General features: G+C 62.8%; 17 protein-coding genes. 8 read left to right on the plus strand and 9 right to left on the minus strand.

The window, feature by feature from the left end; all coding sequences use genetic code 11:
- Window position 1 precedes the first annotated feature (1 nt).
- Entirely contained in the window at window positions 2–997 is a 996-nt protein-coding gene (locus ACWTU7_RS16305; protein WP_455839059.1) for an ABC transporter substrate-binding protein, read from the minus strand.
- Window positions 998–1,174: 177 nt separating this feature from the next.
- On the opposite strand from ACWTU7_RS16305, the gene ACWTU7_RS16310 reads away from it, so the two are divergent.
- The gene (locus tag ACWTU7_RS16310) at window positions 1,175–1,867 is read left to right on the plus strand and encodes a FadR/GntR family transcriptional regulator (RefSeq protein WP_455839058.1); all 693 of its coding nucleotides are present in this window, start codon (window positions 1,175–1,177) and stop codon (window positions 1,865–1,867) included.
- Between the two features lie 66 nt (window positions 1,868–1,933).
- Here the strand turns inward: ACWTU7_RS16310 and ACWTU7_RS16315 are convergent, their stop codons facing one another.
- The 7 genes from ACWTU7_RS16315 to ACWTU7_RS16345 all read right to left on the minus strand — a co-directional run bounded on the left by ACWTU7_RS16315 (window position 1,934) and on the right by ACWTU7_RS16345 (window position 9,451).
- Window positions 1,934–3,361 (minus strand): aldehyde dehydrogenase family protein, encoded by a 1,428-nt coding sequence (locus ACWTU7_RS16315; RefSeq protein ID WP_455839057.1) that lies wholly within the window; start codon window positions 3,359–3,361, stop codon window positions 1,934–1,936.
- Between the two features lie 38 nt (window positions 3,362–3,399).
- Window positions 3,400–4,485: an ABC transporter ATP-binding protein gene (locus ACWTU7_RS16320; RefSeq protein ID WP_455839056.1), complete on the minus strand. Its 1,086-nt coding sequence runs from the start codon at window positions 4,483–4,485 to the stop codon at window positions 3,400–3,402.
- On the minus strand, window positions 4,475–5,083 hold the full coding sequence (locus ACWTU7_RS16325) for a cupin domain-containing protein (protein ID WP_095518226.1): 609 nt from the start codon (window positions 5,081–5,083) through the stop codon (window positions 4,475–4,477). The genes ACWTU7_RS16320 and ACWTU7_RS16325 overlap by 11 nt, the downstream gene beginning before the upstream one ends.
- A gap of 185 nt (window positions 5,084–5,268) precedes the next feature.
- The gene (locus ACWTU7_RS16330; RefSeq protein ID WP_455839055.1) at window positions 5,269–6,339 is read right to left on the minus strand and encodes an ABC transporter substrate-binding protein; all 1,071 of its coding nucleotides are present in this window, start codon (window positions 6,337–6,339) and stop codon (window positions 5,269–5,271) included.
- The gene (locus ACWTU7_RS16335) at window positions 6,324–7,202 is read right to left on the minus strand and encodes an ABC transporter permease (protein WP_287094201.1); all 879 of its coding nucleotides are present in this window, start codon (window positions 7,200–7,202) and stop codon (window positions 6,324–6,326) included. Before ACWTU7_RS16335 ends, ACWTU7_RS16330 begins: the two co-directional genes overlap by 16 nt.
- Window positions 7,199–8,086, minus strand: a complete 888-nt coding sequence (locus ACWTU7_RS16340) for an ABC transporter permease (RefSeq protein WP_287094202.1) — start codon at window positions 8,084–8,086, stop codon at window positions 7,199–7,201. Before ACWTU7_RS16340 ends, ACWTU7_RS16335 begins: the two co-directional genes overlap by 4 nt.
- A gap of 84 nt (window positions 8,087–8,170) precedes the next feature.
- The gene (locus ACWTU7_RS16345) at window positions 8,171–9,451 is read right to left on the minus strand and encodes an NAD(P)/FAD-dependent oxidoreductase (protein WP_455839054.1); all 1,281 of its coding nucleotides are present in this window, start codon (window positions 9,449–9,451) and stop codon (window positions 8,171–8,173) included.
- Window positions 9,452–9,721: 270 nt separating this feature from the next.
- On the opposite strand from ACWTU7_RS16345, the gene ACWTU7_RS16350 reads away from it, so the two are divergent.
- The 5 genes from ACWTU7_RS16350 (at window position 9,722) to ACWTU7_RS16370 (ending at window position 15,073) form a co-directional block, all read left to right on the plus strand.
- Window positions 9,722–10,879 carry a fumarylacetoacetate hydrolase family protein gene (locus tag ACWTU7_RS16350; RefSeq protein WP_455839053.1) on the plus strand — a complete coding sequence of 386 codons (1,158 nt, stop codon included), beginning with the start codon at window positions 9,722–9,724 and terminating at the stop codon, window positions 10,877–10,879.
- Window positions 10,880–11,144: 265 nt separating this feature from the next.
- A complete protein-coding gene (locus ACWTU7_RS16355; RefSeq protein ID WP_455839052.1) occupies window positions 11,145–12,077 on the plus strand; it encodes a substrate-binding domain-containing protein in 933 nt (310 codons plus the stop codon).
- Between the two features lie 119 nt (window positions 12,078–12,196).
- Complete coding sequence (locus ACWTU7_RS16360; protein WP_029355414.1) at window positions 12,197–13,183, plus strand: ABC transporter permease; 987 nt, start codon at window positions 12,197–12,199, stop codon at window positions 13,181–13,183.
- A gap of 3 nt (window positions 13,184–13,186) precedes the next feature.
- Entirely contained in the window at window positions 13,187–13,981 is a 795-nt protein-coding gene (locus ACWTU7_RS16365) for an ATP-binding cassette domain-containing protein (protein ID WP_029355412.1), read from the plus strand.
- A 69-nt stretch (window positions 13,982–14,050) separates the two neighbouring features.
- On the plus strand, window positions 14,051–15,073 hold the full coding sequence (locus ACWTU7_RS16370; RefSeq protein ID WP_455839051.1) for a LacI family DNA-binding transcriptional regulator: 1,023 nt from the start codon (window positions 14,051–14,053) through the stop codon (window positions 15,071–15,073).
- Window positions 15,074–15,695: 622 nt separating this feature from the next.
- Here the strand turns inward: ACWTU7_RS16370 and ACWTU7_RS16375 are convergent.
- Window positions 15,696–16,286, minus strand: coding sequence for a TetR/AcrR family transcriptional regulator (locus ACWTU7_RS16375; RefSeq protein WP_065010087.1), 591 nt, complete (start codon window positions 16,284–16,286; stop codon window positions 15,696–15,698).
- A 256-nt stretch (window positions 16,287–16,542) separates the two neighbouring features.
- Between ACWTU7_RS16375 and ACWTU7_RS16380 the strand changes: the two genes are divergently transcribed.
- Entirely contained in the window at window positions 16,543–16,800 is a 258-nt protein-coding gene (locus tag ACWTU7_RS16380) for a hypothetical protein (protein WP_065010086.1), read from the plus strand.
- Window positions 16,794–19,970, plus strand: coding sequence for an efflux RND transporter permease subunit (locus ACWTU7_RS16385; RefSeq protein WP_455839050.1), 3,177 nt, complete (start codon window positions 16,794–16,796; stop codon window positions 19,968–19,970). The genes ACWTU7_RS16380 and ACWTU7_RS16385 overlap by 7 nt, the downstream gene beginning before the upstream one ends.
- Window positions 19,971–19,978 lie beyond the last annotated feature (8 nt).

Consider the following 19,978-nt stretch of genomic DNA (forward strand, 5'->3'; position numbering starts at 1 on the left):
CCTATTTCTTGCCGAGCTTGGCGACGGCGCGGTCGATTGCGGAGACATCCCAGAAGTCCTCGACCTTGAGGCTCGCGGGATCGCCTTCGATCTGGCCGGCAAGGCTGAAGAAGGCAAAGTCGTCTTTGGCCGCATCCACTCCGCCGCCATTTAGCGCAAGGCTGCCGGCTTCCGCGGTTTCCTTGTAGTATTCGGTGATTTCGCTATCAGCCTCCGCGCCGAGATCCGGCAGCAGTTTGTACTTGTTGCGGAGCTCGACCGCTACGGTTGGATTCTCAGTTATTTCACGCGCGGTCTTCATCAGTTCCTCGACCAGGATGTCGACGTCGGCGGCGTTGTTCTTCAGATAGTCTGCGGTCGCGAAAAGCGCTTCGTCCGAGGCGCCGAGATCCTCGACCGGCAGGACGATGAACTTGCCGGGGGCTTCGGCCTCAAGCGCGCGCCTGTTGGCGGCATCGACGATCGACGCCTTGATGGTCCCCTGCAGCAGCGCATTGCGGCGAACCTCGGAACCCGGGACATAGCTGATGTTGCCGAGCTTGATGCCATGGTTTTTCGCCATCAGGAGCATGACCGCCTCTGTGCCGGAGCCGCGCGCCTGAACGGCGACTTCCTGCCCGTCCAAATCCTTCCATTCCTTGTAAAATTCGCTGTTGACGACAGGAAAGAAGCGCAGCGTCGATATCTGCGCAAAGATGCGGATCGGCACGCCAACCTTCTGGATCAAAGTATAGGGCGCGCCGATACCGACATCGGCCTGGCCGCCGACAATCGCCTGGGCAGCCAGATCCTCGTCATTGAGAACAATGAGCTCGACATTCACGCCGCGTTCCTTGGTGCGCTCTATCGCGGCGAGCGTCTGGATGGATTCTATACCGGGAAGGTCGCCGAATGCGATGCGCATGTCGCCCGCATTTGCGGCCGACAGGTGCGATGCAAATGCCAGAACCGCAGCGAAAGCGGTGGCAAGGACGGTACGTCCGGTCATGCTGGCCATTGTCATTCCTCCCGTTTTTGTAACCATTACCTAAATTGGTTAAGGCTGTGGAGCGGATTGGTCAAGGAGAAACTGCGCGATGACAGATGCGCGGGCCCAGAAAACTCGGCAGTTGACGGTTTCCGCTAATCGTTTTAACACCGGCAAAGGGAAATCATATGCGAATTGGTTAAATTGATGGACGATCCCGGTAATGGCGGCCACGCCGCCCTGGTTCAGCTTCAGGCCTATCTTGCCCAGATGGACCATGCCGGCGAGACACGGCTGCCTGCCGAGCGGGAACTGTCGGAGAGCCTCGGCGTATCGCGCGGCGATCTGCGCAAGGCGCTGGCGGTGCTCGAGAAGGACGGCCGCATCTGGCGTCACGTCGGCAGAGGCACCTTCGTCGGCAGTGGACCGGTCGAGGAGACGATCGGGATTTCGGAAATCGCCGGGCGCACGAATCCGGCCGACGTGATGCGCGCGCGCCTCATCATCGAGCCCGAGATTGCGCGCGAAGCGGCGCTGCACGCCACGCTTTCCGATATCGCCTCGATGCGACAATCGCTGGTGCAGATGCGGGAAGCCGTCACATGGCGGCAATACGAGAACATCGACAATCTGCTCCACCGGCAGATTGCGCAGGCGAGCCGCAACAATGTGCTGCTCGGCCTGTTCGATGTCCTGAACGCCGTGCGCCGAACCGTGGTGTGGGGACGTCTTCGTTCAGAAGGCGCCCGCCCTCCGGCAGACCATCACAGCTTCGCGGACCATGAACGGATCGTCGAAGCGATAGCCGAGCGCGACCTCGGCGGCGCGGCCGCGGCGATGCGGCTTCATCTCCAACAGGTCGAGCGGCGTTTGATCCCCGTCCGCGAAGCCGCCGAATAGCTTGGCTTTGCCACGCGCCGCGCCGCGCGTCCTTCTTGGACACGCGGCGCTGTTCGCAGTCATGTGCTAGGCGCCGTAGCCGATGATGCCCTTGATCTCGAGGAAGTCATGGATCGCCCAGTCGGCATATTCGCGGCCATTACCCGACTGCTTGTAGCCGCCGAAGGGCGCGAATGTGTCCCACTCCGGATAGTTGATCGAGACCTGCCCGGCGCGCAAGCGGCCGGCGATCTTGCGTGCGCGGTCGATATCCCCTGACTGCACATAGGCGGCGAGGCCATAGACGGTGTCGTTGGCGATCTTCACCGCGTCGTCATCGTCATCGTAGGACATGACCGAAAGCACCGGCCCGAAGATTTCTTCCCGCTCGATTTTCATGCCTGGTGTGACGTGGCCGAAGACGGTCGGCCTGACATAGTAGCCGCGATTGAGATGCTCCGGCCGGCCCGGACCTCCGGTGACCAGTGTCGCACCCTCGGCGATGCCGGCCTCGATCAGCCGCTGGATCTTGTCGAACTGGATGTTGCTGACCACCGGCCCGAGCTTGGTTTCTTCCGAGCGCGGATCGCCGACCTTGTGCGCCTCGGCTGTCTTCTTGGCGATCGCAAGCGCCTCGTCGTGGCGGCCGGCCGGCACCAGCATGCGCGTCGGCGCATCGCAGGATTGGCCGCTATTGCCGAAACAGGCGTTGACGCCCTTGCGCACGGCCTTCTCGAAATCGGCATCGGGCAGCACGATGTTGGCCGACTTGCCGCCGAGCTCCTGCGCGACGCGCTTGACCGTCTCGGCCGCTGTTTTGGCGACGATGATGCCGGCCCGGGTCGAACCGGTGAACGAGACCATGTCGACGTCGGGATGGCCGGCCATGACCTGTCCGACATCCGGACCGGTGCCGTTGACCATGTTGTAGACGCCCTTCGGCGTGCCGGCCGCTTCCATCACTTCCGAAAAGATGACTCCGCTGATCGGCGCGATCTCGGAAGGCTTTAGCACGACCGTGCAGCCGGCGGCGATCGCCGGCGCCACCTTGCAGACGATCTGGTTGAGCGGCCAGTTCCACGGCGTGATCAGCGCGCAGACGCCGATCGGCTCCTTGACCACCATGGTGGTGCCGCGCTTCTCGCTGAATTCGTAATCCTCCAGCGCCTTGATGGTGGACTCCATATGCGCCCTGCCCGCCCAGGCCTGCGCCTCGCGCGCCCAGGTGATCGGCGCGCCCATCTCCTGGCTGACAGCCTGCGCGATGTCCTCGTAGCGCTCGTTGTAGACTTCCAGGATGCGCTTCAGCAGCTTCAGGCGCTCGGCCTTGCTGGTCTGCGAGAAGGCCGGAAAGGCCGCCTTCGCCGCTGCCACAGCGCGATCCACATCCGCCTTCCCCCCGACGGAGATTTTCGTATAGGCCTCCTCGGTGGATGGATCGATCACATCCAGCGTTGCCGGCACTACGGGCGCGACCCATTTTCCGTCGATGAAGAAATTCAGGTGATTGCTCATGGGATATGCTCCGGTTTTTTGGAAGGATGGGGATCAGATCAGCCGGGCAGCATAGGGCAGTTAGCGCCGCGACGCAGGCTGATATGCGCCACATCGCCGACGCTGAATTGAAAACCTTCCGCCCGGCGTGGCGCATCGATCACCACTGGTATCCCCTGAGACAATTCGGCGTGCAGGCGCAGGGTGCGGCCGTGAAAGACGATGCTGCTCACCCGCACCGGCGCGGTGCCGGTCGCTGCTTCGGTCGTCGCTAAAAGATCCTCCGGACGCACACCGATGGTTCGCACCGCGCCTTCTCCGGGCGCTTCGCCGGTTTCCGACGTGGCTTCGAGCGGTAGGGCGCCGGCGCTGAAACGCAATCGATCGCCGTCACGGCCGACAAAGCGCGACTGCAGAAGATTCATCGTGCCGATAAAACTGGCGACGAATTTTGTGGCGGGCCTGTCGTAGAGCGTGGCCGGCGGTGCGATCTGCTCGATGCGGCCCTTGTTCATGACGACGATGCGGTCGGAGATCGAAAGGGCCTCGGTCTGGTCGTGGGTGACCATGACGAAAGTGGTGCCGAGCCGCGACTGCAGCCGCTTCAATTCGACCTGCATCTGTTCGCGCAGATGCGCGTCGAGCGCCGACAGCGGCTCGTCGAGCAACAGCACACGCGGTTCGCAGACAATCGCACGGGCGAGCGCGACGCGCTGGCGCTGGCCGCCCGACAATTCGAACACGCGGGCACCGAGCTTCTCGGCAAGGCCGACCATGTCGAGCGCTTCGCCGACGCGCTTTGCCTGTTCAGTCCCAGAAAGCTTGCGCAGCGACAGGCCAAAGCCGACATTTTCGGCGACGTCCATGTGCGGAAACAGCGCATAGTCCTGAAACACGGTGTTGACCGGCCGGTCGAACGGCCGCAGCGAAGTGATGTCACGGCCTTCGAGCAACACCCGTCCGCTCGATGGGCTTTCGAAACCGGCGATCACCCGCAGGCTGGTGGTTTTGCCGCAGCCGGAGGGTCCGAGCAAGGTCAGGAACTCGCCGCGGGCAATGTCGAGATCGACGGCGTCGAGACCGACGATGCCGCCGGGGAAAATCTTCGAGACCGCATCCAGCCGGACGAGAGGTTCAGGCGCCATCGCGAACCTCGGACGGCTTGGTCGTGTTGACCCAGAGAATCTGGCAGCGCTCGGCGCCCGGATTGCGGAAGGCATGCAATAAGGTGCTCTTGAAGGCGAAGCTGTCGCCGGTCTTCAGCCCATAGGTGGTTGAATCGACCACGAGTTCGACTTCGCCCGACAGGACGAAACCGAATTCGTGGCCGGGATGGGCGTAGGCTTCGACGGTGCCACCACCGGCTTCCACCGTCACCAGCATGCCGGTGAGCGTGGCGGCCGGCGGCGACAGCAGCGCCTTGGCGATGCCTTCAGATTTCACCGGGATCTGCCGACGGCTGTTGGCCCGCACGCAATAGAGATCGTTGCCGGCACCGTTGCCGTCGGCGATCAGCGCCGACGGCTCGATATCGAGAGCGGCGGCAAGCGGCCAGATCACTTTGACGCGAAGCGAGGACAGGCCACGCTCGATCTGGCTGAGCGCCCCGATCGAAACGCCGGCCTTGGCGGCAAGCTCGGCCAGCGAAAGATTGCGTTCCAGCCTAAGCGCCCGCACGCGCCGGCCGACCCGCACGTCGGCGTCGTCTTTCGGCTTTTCAGCCGCTTCGTTCAGCATGTCCATGCATACTTCCTCGTTTGCCAACGCTTTCCCTTCTCCCCGTTGTGGGAGAAGGTGGCCGAGCGAAGCTCGGTCGGATGAGGGGTGTTCCAGCTTGGCAAACCCCGCATTCCGTCGAGCACCCCTCAACCGTCTCGACGCTACGCGCCGATCCACCTTCTCCCACAAGGGGAGAAGGAAGAGCGAACTCAGCCGCCTGCCTTGACCTTCTCGAACATCTTGGCGAGTTCGTCATTCTGCTTCATCGGCCCGGTGAAGACGGTGGTCTTCAGCATCACTTCCGGATCGGACGGCAGCTGCAGCTTTTCCAGCTCCTCCTTCGGCACCGCGGCGAAGGCCGAGCTGTTGGAGCTGCCGTAACCATAGGCCTGGATCAGGTATTTTCCCGAATCCGTCTCCAGCCGGCTGTTGATGAAGTCATAGGCGAGGTCGACATTCTTGGCGTCCTTGAGCATGACGAAGCCGCACGCCCAGGTCAGCATGCCTTCCCTAGGCTTCATGAACTCGACAGGCACGCCCTGCTTCTTGAGCGAGGTGGCCGACGCGTTCCAGGTCATGGCGGCGACAAGCTGGCCACTCGCCAGCGCCTGTTCGACCGAGGTCATGTCGGTGGTGTAGTTCGAGAGCAGCGGGCGCTGCTCGCGCAATTTTTCCGCGACCTTGTCCATCTGCTCTGGCGTCATGTCGAACGGATTGACGCCGGCGAGAAGCGCCGCCACCACCGGCGTGTCGTGGACGGCGTCGATCGTCGCCATGCGCCCGGCGTACTGCTTGTCCCACAAAAGATTCCAGCTCGGTTCTGGGTTCTTCACCAGATCGGTGCGGTAGAGGATCGATGTGTTGCCCCAGTCCCACGGCACCATCCAGACCTTGCCGTCGCCGGCCTGCAGGTCGGGCAGGTTCTTGAAGACCGGAAAGATCGAGTCCCAGTTCTTGATGCGCTTGGTGTCGATCGGCTGCAGCAGGCCTTCCTTGTTCCAGCGCGCCACCTTGTCGTAGCACGGATGCGCGACATCAGGGCGGAAGCCGGCCTTGACCTTGGTGAAGGCGTCATCGTCGTCGCCGAACATCGAGGCCTCGACGCCATCGGGGTGTGCGGCGAGGAAGCTCTTGTTGAACTCGGGCAGTTCGTAGCCCGACCAGGTGAAATATTGCAACTTGTCGGCCGCAAGCGCGACGGTCGACGAAAGCGCCAACGCGAAGGCTGCCAATCCGCCTTGGACTGTCTTGCGATTTATCGATTTCAGGTCGAATGCCATTGCAGTTCTCCTCTTTCGGTTTCTTCTGGTTTGGACAGGTCGGCGGGCACCGGCCGTTGGGCGGCGGCGAGCCCGCGATGGCGCAGGATTTCGGCAATTGCCGCGATGACGAATGACACGGCCAGGATGGCCGTGCCCAGCGCCATGACGGTCGGCAGCGACTTGGGGAATCGCAGCTGGCTCCAGATGTAAAGCGGCAGCGTCGGCTCGGTGCCGGCGAGGAAGAAGGCGACGATGAACTCGTCGAAGGAGGTCAGGAAGGCCAGCATGAACGCTGACACAATGGCGGGCAGGCTGAGCGGCAGCATGACCCGTCTGAATGTCGTCCAATCGGAAGCGCCGAGATCGAGCGCGGCCTCGCGGATCGTCTTCGGGATAGCAGCGAAGCGGCTTTTCATGATCACCACCGTCGTCGGCAGCGCCACCAATATGTGGCCGAGCACGATGGCAGTGCGTGACGGCCCGAAGCCAATGAGGTTGACCAGTATCAGCAGCGAGATGCCGACGATCACGCCGGGGATCAGGATCGGTAGCCGCGCGATGGCGCTGATCGTGGCGGCAAGCGGCGAGCGGCCGTAGAGGTCCATATAGGACACTGTGATGCCGCAGAGCGTCGCGCCGGTGGCGGCAGTTGCACCGATGACGAGGCTGTTCCCAAGCGCGCCGGACAGCGCCGAATTGCCGAACAGCGTCGCGTACCATTCCAACGTGAAGCCTTGCAGCGGAAACGCTGCCTGGATCGAATTGTTGAAGGAAAACAGTGGGATCAGCAGTATCGGCAAGTACAGGAACACCAGATAGGCAAGGACATAGGCGCCCAGCCAACCGCCGCCCTGCTTTGCGTCGATACGCGCCGTGTTCATGTCCGGCTGCCAAATCTGCGGTCGGCGGAACGCACCATCAGCACCACGGCAAGGATGACCAGCATGACGGCGACGGCGAGTGCGGCGCCGAACGGCCAGTCATTGGCTTTGCCGAACTGGGCTTGGATCAGCGAGCCGATCATGGTGCTGGCAGGGCCGCCGACCAGCGCCGGAGTGACATAGTCGCCGACCGTCGGCACGAAGACGACGAGAGCCGCCGCCAGCACCCCCGGCATCGAGTTCGGCAGCACGACGCGCCGGAAGCTGGTGAACGGTCTGGCGCCGAGGTCGGAAGCGGCTTCGAGCAGCGATTTCGGGATCGTGTCCAGCGCCACATAGATGGGCAGGATAGCGAACGGCGCATAGGCGTGAGCCAGCGTGACGACGACGGCGGCGGGCGTGTTGAGAAACGCCAGTGTCGGTTCGGACCAGATGCCGCTTTCGACGAGCGCCGAGTTCAGCACGCCATTATAGGCCAGCACGATCTTCCAGGCGAAGACGCGCAGGAGATAGCTGGTCCAGAATGGCAGCGTCACCAGAAACAGCAGCAGCCCGCGCCGCCGCCCGGCATGGAAGGCAAGGTAGTAGGCGACGGGATAGGCGGTGACGACCGTTGCCAGCGTTACCAGGCCGGCAATGGCCAACGAGCGCAGCGTTACCGTCCAGTACAGAGGATCGGACGCCACCGTGATGAAATTCGCAAAGGTGAAACCGGCGCCCAGCAGCGAACCGTCATTGCCGCGAAAGGCGAGGAAAAGTACGAGACCAAGCGCAAACAGGATCAGGAAGAAGGTGACCAGCCCGCCCGGCAGCAGCATGGCCAACCGGAAACCCGTCGAGGACCGGGACTCCGGCAGTGGCTGCCTTGCAACGATGGTGGACATCGCATGCCCATCGGAATTTGAAATCCCCTAAAAGGTTTTTCATAATCATGAAACTGTCAAGGAGATTCCTACGCCGGTATGAAATCAGCGCTCGAATGCATCCAGCGTACGATACCAAGCGATCGTCGCGGCGACGCCGACCTGCCGAAAGACGTGGAACGGTATCGGCCGGATCGGCGAGACCGGGAACGGCAATTGCCTGGCGTCGCCACTCGCCAGATAGCCGGCAATGCGCTCGCCAAGCGCGGTCATCAGGCCGACGCCACGGCCCTGGCAGCCGACCACGGCCATCAGGCCCTGCTCGGGCTCGTGAATATGCGGGAGGTGATCCGGCGTCATCGCCACCCGGCCAAACCAGCGCTTTTCGATGCCGACGCCGGATAGCGCAGGATAGAGCCGGAGCAGCGCGCGCTCGAGATGCGCCCAGTCACCTTCGCTGGTCGGCAGCGCCATCCGGCCGCGCCCGCCGAGCACCAGCCGCCCGTCGGCACTCTTGCGGTAATAAACGAGGATGCGGCGCGAATCCGATACCGCCTGCCCCTCCGGCAGAATCCCGGCCGCCAGATCGGCCGGCAGCGGCGCTGTCGCGATCTGGAAGGAGTGCAGCGGAACGATCGTCTCGGCGAGACCGGGGAGCAGATCGCCGGTATACGCGTTCGTCGCCAGAATGACCGCCTTCGCCTGTAATTCGGCGCCGCCCTCCGTCGAGATACGCCAAAGGCCGGCGTTCTTATCGAGGCGCACCACCTTCTGGTGCTCGGCGATCTTCACGCCCGCGGCCGAGGCGATTCGTGCCAGTTCCGACGTGTAGGCAAGCGGATCGATCACGCCGGCGCGGCGGTCGAGCCAGCCGCCGAGATAGCCCTGCGCGCCGGTCAACGCGGCGATCTCGGTTTGGCTCAGAAGCCGGACATCGGCGCCGCGGTTCCGCCACTGCCGGTCCCTGTTCGCCGCCGCCTTCAGCGCCGTCTCGGTGTGCGCTGCCTGGATCCAGCCGTTGCGAACGAACGGCACCGCCAGTTTCTCGTCGCGGATCAATTCGAAGACGGCGTCCGCCGTCGAGGCGGCAAAATTGACGAGGATCTCGCCGCGTTCGGGGCCAAAATGCTCCAGCAGCCATTCCGGATCATATTTCAGGCCGGGGATCACCTGGCCGCCATTCAGGCCCGATGCGCCTTGGCCGATCTCGCCGGCTTCCAGAACCTGCACCGCAAAGCCGACCCGGGCTGCATGCAAGGCAGTCGACAAGCCCATGATGCCACCGCCGATGATGACGACATCGACGGGTTTACCGCCGACAAGCGCCTGGAGTGCGGCGGCCGATTGCGGCTTCTGCCAGATCGGATCGGAAAACGGTGCGGGCAAGGATCACCTGGAGTGCAGTTCGTTGTGAAAATCCTAGTCACCATTTCATAATTTTGAAAGCTCGTTTCCGCTTCGCAATCGGGACACGCCAAGGGCAATCACCGTCAAGCAGCGCGGAGATCGCCCGGACAGATTGACAAAACTCGCCTTGAGGACGGGATAGACCTTTGGCCGGAATTTGTTGAAAGTGCCGCCGCCGCTGGCCTTGTGAACCATTGGTCCGGCGGCGACGACCGTCGCAGCAGAACCAGACAGCAGAGGACCGTAGCCATGACGAACACCACTCTCCTGCCCAACGAGGGCCTCTTCATCGGCCGCGCCCGGACAAGCGATAGGTCCCATCCGCTGGTGGTCACGGTGCGCGACGGCACGGTGTTCGACATCACGTTGAGCATGGCACCAACCGTGCGCGACGTCTGCGAGATGCCAGACCCGGCAGGGTACGTCCAGGCGGCCAGAGGCGAACCGATCGGATCACTTGATGCGATCGCCGCCAACAGTTTCCAGGCCGCGCGCGATTCGCAAAAACCGTACCTGCTTTCTCCGGTCGACCTGCAGGCGGTCAAGGCGTCGGGCGTCACCTTCGTCGTCAGCCTGCTCGAACGGGTCATCGAGGAGCAGGCGCGCGGCTCGGCGGAAAAAGCCGACGCCATTCGCGCCGACATTGCCGGGCTGATCGGTCACGATCTGTCGAAGCTCAAGCCCGGTTCGCCGGAGGCGATGGAGATCAAGGCAAAGCTCATCCAGCGAGGCGCCTGGTCGCAATATCTGGAAGTAGGCATCGGCCCTGATGCCGAAATCTTCACCAAATGCCAGCCGATGGCGTCGGTCGGCTTCGGCGCCGATGTCGGCCTGCATCCGGTTTCCACCTGGAACAATCCGGAGCCGGAGATCGCCATGATCGCCGCCAGCAGCGGCAAGATCGTCGGCGCGACGCTCGGCAACGACGTCAATCTGCGCGACATCGAAGGGCGCTCGGCGTTGTTGCTCGGCAAGGCCAAGGACAACAACGCCTCGGCCGCGCTCGGCCCGTTCATCCGGTTGTTCGACGCGACATTTTCCATCGATGACGTGAAGCAGGCCATCGTGCGTCTAAAGGTCGAGGGCGAAGACGGTTTCTCGCTGGAGGGCGCCAGTTCGATGGCCGAGATCAGCCGCTCGCCGGAAGAGCTGGTCGCCGCCGCCATGGGTCCGCATCACCAATACCCGGACGGGCTGGCGCTTTATCTCGGCACCATGTTCGTGCCGTCGAAGGATCGCGGCGAAAAGGGCAAGGGCTTCACGCACCAGGTCGGCGACATCGTCACCATCTCGTCGGAGAAATTCGGCGCCCTGATCAACCGGGTGCGGCTGTCGCCCGACTGTCCGCACTGGACTTACGGCGCCAGCCATCTGATGCGCGATCTCGCCAGCGCCAACCTCATCTAGGTTCCCGCCCAGCCTGCGACGTTAGATTTCTCGGCGCTCGAATTGAGGGGCCTCGCTCGGAAAATATCAGCTAAACTGATGCAATCTGATGGGACCGCTGATGGCGCCTTGTCGCGCGCCGACTACCACTGGCAAATGGAGGCTTGCCATATGTCGAAAAAGCGGATGCTCTGATGCATCCAGGTCGGCGCTGGCAAAAATACGATCAGGGTTTGCCGTGATCGTCGTCGGAGGAGGAGGAAGTTTTCAAATGGGAGGAAATCAAATGCTGACAAGGCTACGACTCTTTGTATTCGGCTTGATCGTGGCGCTGGCCATTCCGGCGGCGGCACAGGCCAAGACCTTCTACTGGATTTCGCATGGCGGCCCGGCCGATCCGGTCTGGACCTACTTCCTCGCCGGCGCCAAGCAATGGGCGACGGACACCGGCAACACCGTCAACACCTCGTTCCACAATGGCGACGTGTCGTCCCAGCAGGAGGCGGTTCGCGCGGCCATCGCTGCAAAAGCCGACGGCATCACCACCACCAGCCCCGACCCGGGCAGCCTTATCGAGCTCGCTAAGGAAGCACGGGCGGCAAACATCCCGATCATCAACTTCAACACGCCCGATCCGAAGGCGGATTTCAACGCCTATGTTGGCGGCGACAACGTCACCTTCGGCAGGAACTGGGCGCAGTATCTGGTCGACAAGGGCCTGGTGAAAAAGGGCGATTTTGTCTGGATGCCGGTTGAAATCCCGGGCGCCACCTATGGCGTTCAGGAAGAAGAAGGCATCAAGAGCGTGTTCGAGCCGCTCGGCATCACCTATGAAATCACCGAAGCCACGCTCGACCAGGCCGAAGCGATCAACCGTATGGTCGACTACCTCACCGCTAACAGGACCAAGGTCAAGGCGATCATCGGCCTCGGCGATCTGGTGACCGGCTCGATCAAGCGGGTGTTCGACCAGGCCGGCATCAAGCCGGGCGAAATCCCGGTCGTCGGCTGGGGCAACTCGCTCGACACCACCCAGGAGGTGCTGACCGGCTACGTCAATGCCGCACAATGGCAGGATCCGCAGGCGACCAGCTATGTGGCGCTTTCGATCGCCAATATGGCCGCCAGCGGCATTCCGCCCGGCTTCGACGTGATCACCGGCGCACTCTACGAAAAGGACACTGCGCAGGTCTACGACGACATCCTGTCCGGAAAATAAAACCGCGATCGGGATGGTCGCGGCACGCCTGCCGCGATCATCCCCATCATTCCGCCGAGCCTCGAACCGCCTTACGCGGTGCCGGGCTTGGCCAGTCCCAACCATGTCGCGGGTCCAACGTGGAAAACAGTTCCATCATCCAACGCTCGATCGCCAGGCCGGAATTCGGGCCCTTCGTGCTGCTCGTCGTCGAGCTCGCCGTGTTCTGGGGGTTCAACCAAGACTTCCTGTCGCCGCAGAACATCAGCAACATATTGGCCTTCACGGTCGAGCTTGGCCTGATTGCGCTGGCGATGACGCTGTTGATGACTTCGGGCGAATTCGACCTCTCGGTCGGATCGCTGTTCGGCTTCTCGCCAGTCTTGATGTGGACGCTCTTCAACAGCGGCCTCACCTCGCTGGAAGCTGGCTTCGTCGTGGCCCTGCTGGTTGCCGCCTTCATCGGGCTGGTCAATGGCTGGTTCGTGACGCAACTCAAGATTCCCTCCTTCCTGGTGACGCTCGGCATGCTGCTGGTCGTGCGCGGCACCGCTCTGTTCGTCACCAGCGGATTTCCGCAACGCACTTGGAGCGCCGAAGGCAGCTGGCTTGCCGAGGCGCTGGTCGGCGATTTCTTCATCGGGCCGTTCCGCATCTACATGTCGCTGTTCTGGTTCATCGCAGCAGCGATCGCACTCGGCTACGTGCTGACGCAGAGCCGGACCGGCAACTGGATCCAGGCGGCCGGCGGCAACCCCAATGCGGCAAGGGCGCGCGGCGTCAATGTCAGCGGCGTCAAGATCGGCCTGTTCATCCTGTCGTCGATCATGGCCTCGCTTGCCGGCGTCATCAGCTCGCTGCGCACCTCGGCGGCCAACCCGAACAGCGGCACCGGCTACGAGCTCGAAGTCATCGCCATGGTGGTGATCGGCGGCACCGCGCTGACCGGCGGACGCGGCACCATTATCGGTACCGTGCTCGGCATCCTGATCCTGCGCGTGATGCGCAACGGCATCGTGCTGATCGGCGTGCCAGGGCTTGCCTACAACATCTTCATCGGCGCGATCATCCTCGGCATGATGGCGCTCCACTCATGGCTGGAACGCCGACATCAGGCGGGGACTTGAACCATGGCCGAACCGCTTGTCCGCATGGAAAACATCCGCAAGTCCTACGGGCGTGTGCAGGCGCTGGTAGACGCCAATTTCCATGTCAATGAAAGGGAGATCGTCGGTCTGCTCGGCGACAATGGCGCCGGCAAGTCGACGCTGATCAAGGTGCTGTCGGGTGCGGTTCCGCTGACCAGCGGCGACATCTTCATCCGCGGCAAGAAGGTGGACTTCCGCAGCACCAGCGACGCCATCGCCCACGGTATCGAGACGATCTACCAGGACTCGGCACTGGTCACGCAATTGTCGATCGCGCGCAATCTGTTTCTCGGGCGCGAGCCGATCAAGCCGCCGCGTTTCCTCAACCGCATGGACCAGGAAGCAATGAACGTGGTCGCCCGCGACCTCCTCAAGCAGGTCGGCATCTCGAAGAACATCCCGCCGACCACGCCGATCGGCTCGCTCTCCGGCGGTGAGCGGCAGGCCGTGGCGATCGCGCGCGCCATGCATTTCGACAGCGATTTGATCATCCTCGACGAGCCGACCAACAATCTCGGCGTCGCCGAGACGCAAGGTGTGCTGAGCTTCGTGCGCAGCGCCCGCGATTCGGGGCATTCCTGCATCTTCATCGCCCATAACATCCACCATGTCTTCCAGGTGGTCGACCGCATCGTCGTGATGCGCCGCGGCAAGGTGGTTGCCGACGATATCGATCCGAAGAACACCAACGTCGCGGAAGTCGAACGGATCATCACCGGCATGTCTGACAAGGAGATCCACGACGCCATCGTGCAGGGGAAGCAACCGCAGGGCTGAGTGGCCAGCTGGAAGCCGGGTTGGCCGTATCTCTGGCACAGGATCGCATCGGCTCCTATGACTGCGACAATGAAAGCCACCGTTGCGGACATCGCCAGAAGCTGCGGGCTGTCGACCGCGACGGTCGACCGGGTGCTGAACAACCGGCCAGGCGCCAGCGCGGCCAACCGGCAGCGCGTGATGGAGGCGGCCAAGCAGCTTGGCTATTTGCCGATCGTGGATCAGGTCACGCTGCCCTCGCGGCCGGCGCATCTCGAGTTCTTCCTGCCGATCGGCACCAATGCCTTCATGATGGATCTGGCAAATCATATCGAGGATTATGCGGCACGCCTGCCGCTTGTCGCCTCCTGCCGGATCCACAAGCTCGCAGGCATCTCGCCGAACGCGTTGCAGGCGGCGGTCGAAAACCTCTCGCTCAAGGCAAACGGCGCCGGCGTCATCGCGATTGATCATCCGAGAACGCGCAACATCCTACGCGAGATCGTCGAGGCCGGCATCCGCCTCGTCACGCTGGTGTCGGACGTTCCGGGCGCACCGCGATCGGCCTATGTCGGCATCGACAACCGTGTGGCCGGGCGCACCGCAGCGCTTTTGATGGGACGTTTCGTGGGCGGGCGCACGGGCCATCTGGCAATGGTCGTCGGCTCACGCTCCTATCGCGGGCATGAGGAACGTGAAATGGGCTTTCGCTCCGTGCTCAGCGAGGAATTCCCCAATTTGACCGTGACCAGCGCCGTCGAGATCAACGACGAGCCTGACATCAGCTACACCGCGACGATGAAGGCGCTGCACAACGAGCCGGAACTGCTCGGCATCTATTGCGTCGGCGCCGGGCGTTCGGGCGTGGCGAAAGCGCTGCTGGAAGCCAAGCCGCAAAGGAAGCCGGTGTTCATTTGCCACGACCTGACGAGGGCGACACGCGGCTATCTCGTCGACGATCTGCTCGATGTCGTCATCGACCAGAATGCAAGACTGATCGCCGAGCAATCGGTCATTCGCCTGCTCGGATCGATCGCTTCCTCGGCGCCCTATCTGACGCGAAAATTCATCGAGCCGCGCCTGATCTTCAAGGAAAACGTTCCGGTCCAGTGATGCCGCGCAAACGGCCATCGTCAGTTGCCCGAATGGCTAAAATTCGGTTGATACCGCAAATCTGCACATCTGCTATGCATCTTTCGTTGTTGCCGAATCATTGGGCAACCCGCTAGTTTCGCAGGTGTCGGCCATCTACTCCTCCCAGATGCGATGCCGACGCTGAGTGCGGTACACCTCCTCCCGTGCCGTATTCGAAATCAAGCCCGCTGCCACCTCCTCCCGGCAGCGGGCTTTTTTGTTCCGGCTCCGGATGTTGGGTAAAGGCTGAGGTCACGAAGATCACCGGAAACGTTGATCGGCGTCGAATGACCAATACGGGCGATGGTCACCGGCTTGTTCGGGAGCCGTCACCAGGGCTGATGCCGCCGGCATATTCGCCAGCAAGGGTGTTGCAGCCGCGATCAGCGGATCCGTCGGAATCCCGTCACACTTGTCACTCTCACCAATTCGCTATCGGTTCTATCCTGCCTCACCAACAAGCAACAGGTAGCGCCGGGAATGGTTCGGCGACAGACCGGCAAAGGAGAAGCGCGATGACGGCTCGTCCGAACGGACAAAAGAGCATTCGGCGGCGCGGCTCGCAATGAACACGCTACCGATCGTTTCGCCGCTTGCGAGACTATCTGGCCGCAGCGCCCCGGAAAGATGCGATCAGGCCTTCCGCCATGCGGACAAATTGCGCGCTGGGGCCTTCGGCTCCGACGCTTTGAAGGCTGACACGGGCGCCTTCAAGCAGCAGCGACAATGTATCGGCGAGAAGCTCTGCCTGGCCGATGCCGGCATCCCGGCACAGGCCGACCAAACGGTCGCGCTGGGCCTGCTTGAGTTCCTTGATCACCCGACGGGCCGGATGGTCGGTCTCGCTCAACTCGATGGCGGCGTTCGCCATGTCGCAACCGCGGCCGTCCACCATCAGGCAATCGGCCGCCATCCGAACCCAGGCGTGCAGTTGCGCAAGCTTGTCGCCCGGATGCTCGGCCTCGAACTTTTGCCACATCGCGTTGGCGCTGCATGCGGTCGCCCGCAGGCACTCGATGACCAGATCGTCCTTGGACTCAAAATGACGGTAGAGCGTCATCTTGTTGGTACCGGCGGCCTCAGTGATCGCGTCGACACCGACGCCCTTGATGCCATGCTTGTGGAACATATCCCGTGCCGTCTCCAGGATGCGATCCCGGGGGCGGATGCGTTCCGCAGTGCCGTCTTCCATCAAAACCTCCTTGGTTCCGGGGTTTCCGAAAAATCCCTCGGTACACCTCTTGACTAGGGTGTTACCGGTCTGTAACTTCTAGATGTTACTTACTGGTAACACCCCCATTGCCTCGTGTCAATCTCGCAGGCGCCTGTGAACAGCCTCCGCCGAATCGGCCCAGGCATCAACTGCGCCCCAGGCGACTTTGGCCGCGAACAGGAAGAACACCCGATCTGCGGCGTCCACCGCAGATCGCAAGCCAGGAGCCGCTACGATGTCGCAGCGCAAAGATTTGACGATCGACGAAGTTGTGAAGGATCCGATGATCCGGATGCTGATGAAGGCCGACCGTGTCGACCCGCGCTCTTTCGAGACAATGCTGCGTACCCTTGCGGATACGCAAGGCCGCAGCCGCAAGGCGCCGCCTCGTTTCCTGGAAGACCCGGGGCAAAGCCGCAGCCGACGGCTGTCCAGAGTGGCCAAGGCCTTCGGCCAGGCGAGAGCATCGGGCGAGGCGTACGTGTCATGGTAAACTTCTTCATCCACCGACCGATCTTCGCATCGTCGATCGCCATCATCATGGTGCTCGCCGGGGCGATCTGCTATTTCCTGCTGCCTGTCTCGCAATTTCCCGACATCACGCCGCCGCAGGTCGTGGTCAGCGCCAACTACCCGGGCGCCAGTGCGCAAGTCGTGGCCGACACCGTCACGACGCCGCTCGAACAGCAGATCAACGGCGTTCAAGGCATGACCTATATGTCGTCATCGAGTTCCAATGACGGCTCGTCGACGATCACCATCACCTTCGAGGTCGGCTACTCCCTGAGCACCGCAGCCGTCGACGTCCAGAACCGCGTGTCGCAGGCGGCCTCCTCGCTGCCGGCCATCGTCAACCAGGGCGGCGTGACGATCAAAAAGCAGAATCCGAATTTCGTCCTGATCGTCAACCTCACCTCGCCCGACGGCTCCGTCGACCCGGTCGCGCTCAGCAACCTCGCCTACCTGCAAGTGGTCGACCCGCTTAAGCGCCTGCCGGGCGTCGGCGACGTGCAGATCTTCGGCGAGCGGCGCTATTCGATGCGCGTATGGCTCGATCCCGACAAGCTCGCCAATCTCGGCATCACAGCCGTCGATGTCCAAAACGCCATCGCCGAGCAGAATGTCCAGGTTGCGGCCGGCAAGATCGGGCAGTCGCCTGCGCCGGCGGGTACTGCTTTCGAAATGCAGGTCAACGCAGTCGGCCGACTGAGCGATCCCAAGGAATTCGGCGATATCGTCGTGCGCGCCGATGCCGCGAACGGTTCGTTGGTTCGGTTGCGCGACGTCGCGCGCATCGAACTCGGCGCCCTGCAATATTCGTCGTCGGCGTTCTTCGGCGAGGATCCGACCGTGGTGCTTGCGGTCTACCAGATGCCGGGTTCGAACGCGCTCGATCTGCAGCAGCGCGTCAAGGACAAGATGCAGGAACTGTCGGCCCGTTTCCCGAAGGGCGTCAGCTACGCTATGCACTACGATACGACACGTTTCGTTTCGGCGTCGATGCACGACGTGCTGGTTACGCTCAGCGAGGCGCTGGTCCTGGTTGTCGCGGTGGTGTTCATCTTCCTGCAGAGCTGGCGCACCACGATCATCCCGACGATTGCGATTCCGGTGTCGCTGGTGGCCACGCTCATCGTCATGTACATGTTCGGCTTCTCGCTGAACATGCTCAGCCTGCTCGGCATGGTGCTGGCGATCGGTCTCGTCGTCGATGACGCGATCGTCGTCGTCGAGAATGTCGAGCGCCAGCTGGAGGCCGGCCTCAAACCGGTCGCTGCCACGCGCGCGGCGATGGCCGAGGTCACCGGCCCGATCATCGCCACGACCGCCGTGCTGATGGCCGTGTTCGTGCCGGTCGCCTTCATACCCGGCGTTTCCGGCCGGCTCTACAACCAGTTTGCGCTGACGGTGGCGATCTCCTTCGGCATCTCAGCCTTCGTCTCGCTGACGCTCACCCCGGCGCTCAGCGCCGCCTTCCTGCGCCACCGCCCGGCAACGCGGTTCGCGCCGTTCCGCTGGTTCAATGCGGGCTTCGAACGGCTGTCACATGCCTATGCCCATGGTGTGCGCATCCTCATCCGCCTGCGCTGGATCATGCTCGGGCTGTTCGCGGCCGGGCTTGTCGCGACCTACTTCGTCTGGCAGCGCCTGCCCTCGACCTTCCTTCCGGTCGAGGACCAGGGCTATTTCTTCGTGGTCATCCAGTTGCCGGATGGGGCGTCGCTGGAGCGCACCGACGCGGTGGCCCGGAAGGTACGCGATGTCCTGCAGAACACGCCCGGCGTCGATATCGTCGGCTCGATCAGCGGCTTGAACTTCCTCACCAGTGCCGCCCAGTCGAACTCGGCGGTGGAATTCGCCATTCTTAAGCCATGGGACGAACGCGGCCCTGACCAGAGCGCCTCGAAGCTCGTCGCCGACGTGCGCTCGAAGCTTATGGAAATTCCGGAGGCCTTCGCGCTGAGCTTCGATCCGCCTTCGATCCCGGGCATCGGCACGACCGGCGGTTTTGAATTCCAGGTGGAGGATCTGACCGGTCGCGGCAGCGCTGCGCTCAACGACGCGACGCAAGCCGTGCTGGCCGAAGCGCGCAAACAGCCCGAGCTCAACCCGCAGCAATTGTTCTCGTCGTTCTCGACCTCGACGCCGCAGTTCAACTACGACCTCGACCGCAACAAGGCGAAGCTGCTCGGCCTCAGCCTGCCTGACGTGTTCAACACGCTGCAGATCTATCTGGGCTCGCTTTATGTGAACGACTTCAACCTGTTCGGCCGCACCTTCCGGGTGACGATCCAGGCCGACAAGGATGCGCGTGCGGGTGCTGCCGATATTTCGCGGCTCTATGTGCGCAATGCATCCGGCGGCATGGTGCCGTTGAGCACGCTCGGCAAGCTGGTGCCTATCGTCGGCCCGGAAACCGTCCCGCATTACAACAACAATGCGTCGGCCCTGATCAACGGCGGTGCCGCACCCGGCTTCTCCTCGGGCCAGGCGGTCGCCGCGATGGAACGGGCCGCTGCCACGGCACTGCCGAAGGATTTCGGCTACGAATGGACTGGCATCACCTATCAGGAGCTCAAGGCCGGATCGATCGCCTCGATTGTCTTCGGTCTCGCCATGGTCTTCGTCTTCCTGATCCTCGCCGCCCAATATGAGAGCTGGGCCATGCCCTTCATGGTTCTGCTCGCGGTGCCGCTTGCCCTGTTCGGTGCCTTTGTCGCCTTGTTGATGCGCGGCATGCAGATCGACGTCTATTCGCAGATCGGCTTCGTCATGCTGATCGGGCTGGCGGCGAAGAACGCCATTCTGATCGTGGAGTTTGCCCGGCGCCGGCGCGAGGAAGGTCTCAGCATCGTCGACGCCGCAATGGAAGCGGCGCGCCTGCGGCTGCGGCCCATCCTGATGACCGCCTTCGCGTTCATCCTTGGCGTGCTGCCGCTGATGTTCTCCACAGGTGCTGGTGCAGCGAGCCGCCAGTCGATCGGCACCACCGTCTTTGGCGGCATGGTCGCAGCGACGATCCTGTCGCTGGTGTTCGTGCCGGTCTTCTATGCGGTGATCGAGCAGCTGCGCGAGCGCGGCAGCAAGAGCGAACCCGTTGCCGAACCGACTGAACCAACTGCCGAGCCCGCTTTCGAGCGATTGGCCGAAGCGGCCGAATAGGATTGGAG

The organism is Mesorhizobium sp. BHscii (assembly GCF_053848065.1).

Excerpts from the sequence above, each read along its gene's own strand:
- ACWTU7_RS16315 (WP_455839057.1), bottom strand. The coding sequence starts at position 3,361 with ATGAGCAATCACCTGAATTTCTTCATCGACGGAAAATGGGTCGCGCCC.
- ACWTU7_RS16310 (WP_455839058.1), top strand. The coding sequence starts at position 1,175 with ATGGACGATCCCGGTAATGGCGGCCACGCCGCCCTGGTTCAGCTTCAG.
- ACWTU7_RS16375 (WP_065010087.1), bottom strand. The coding sequence starts at position 16,286 with ATGGAAGACGGCACTGCGGAACGCATCCGCCCCCGGGATCGCATCCTG.
- ACWTU7_RS16320 (WP_455839056.1), bottom strand. The coding sequence starts at position 4,485 with ATGGCGCCTGAACCTCTCGTCCGGCTGGATGCGGTCTCGAAGATTTTC.
- ACWTU7_RS16370 (WP_455839051.1), top strand. The coding sequence starts at position 14,051 with ATGAAAGCCACCGTTGCGGACATCGCCAGAAGCTGCGGGCTGTCGACC.
- ACWTU7_RS16355 (WP_455839052.1), top strand. The coding sequence starts at position 11,145 with ATGCTGACAAGGCTACGACTCTTTGTATTCGGCTTGATCGTGGCGCTG.
- ACWTU7_RS16305 (WP_455839059.1), bottom strand. The coding sequence starts at position 997 with ATGGCCAGCATGACCGGACGTACCGTCCTTGCCACCGCTTTCGCTGCG.
- ACWTU7_RS16335 (WP_287094201.1), bottom strand. The coding sequence starts at position 7,202 with ATGAACACGGCGCGTATCGACGCAAAGCAGGGCGGCGGTTGGCTGGGC.
- ACWTU7_RS16340 (WP_287094202.1), bottom strand. The coding sequence starts at position 8,086 with ATGTCCACCATCGTTGCAAGGCAGCCACTGCCGGAGTCCCGGTCCTCG.
- ACWTU7_RS16350 (WP_455839053.1), top strand. The coding sequence starts at position 9,722 with ATGACGAACACCACTCTCCTGCCCAACGAGGGCCTCTTCATCGGCCGC.
- ACWTU7_RS16365 (WP_029355412.1), top strand. The coding sequence starts at position 13,187 with ATGGCCGAACCGCTTGTCCGCATGGAAAACATCCGCAAGTCCTACGGG.
- ACWTU7_RS16325 (WP_095518226.1), bottom strand. The coding sequence starts at position 5,083 with ATGGACATGCTGAACGAAGCGGCTGAAAAGCCGAAAGACGACGCCGAC.
- ACWTU7_RS16385 (WP_455839050.1), top strand. The coding sequence starts at position 16,794 with ATGGTAAACTTCTTCATCCACCGACCGATCTTCGCATCGTCGATCGCC.
- ACWTU7_RS16380 (WP_065010086.1), top strand. The coding sequence starts at position 16,543 with ATGTCGCAGCGCAAAGATTTGACGATCGACGAAGTTGTGAAGGATCCG.
- ACWTU7_RS16330 (WP_455839055.1), bottom strand. The coding sequence starts at position 6,339 with ATGGCATTCGACCTGAAATCGATAAATCGCAAGACAGTCCAAGGCGGA.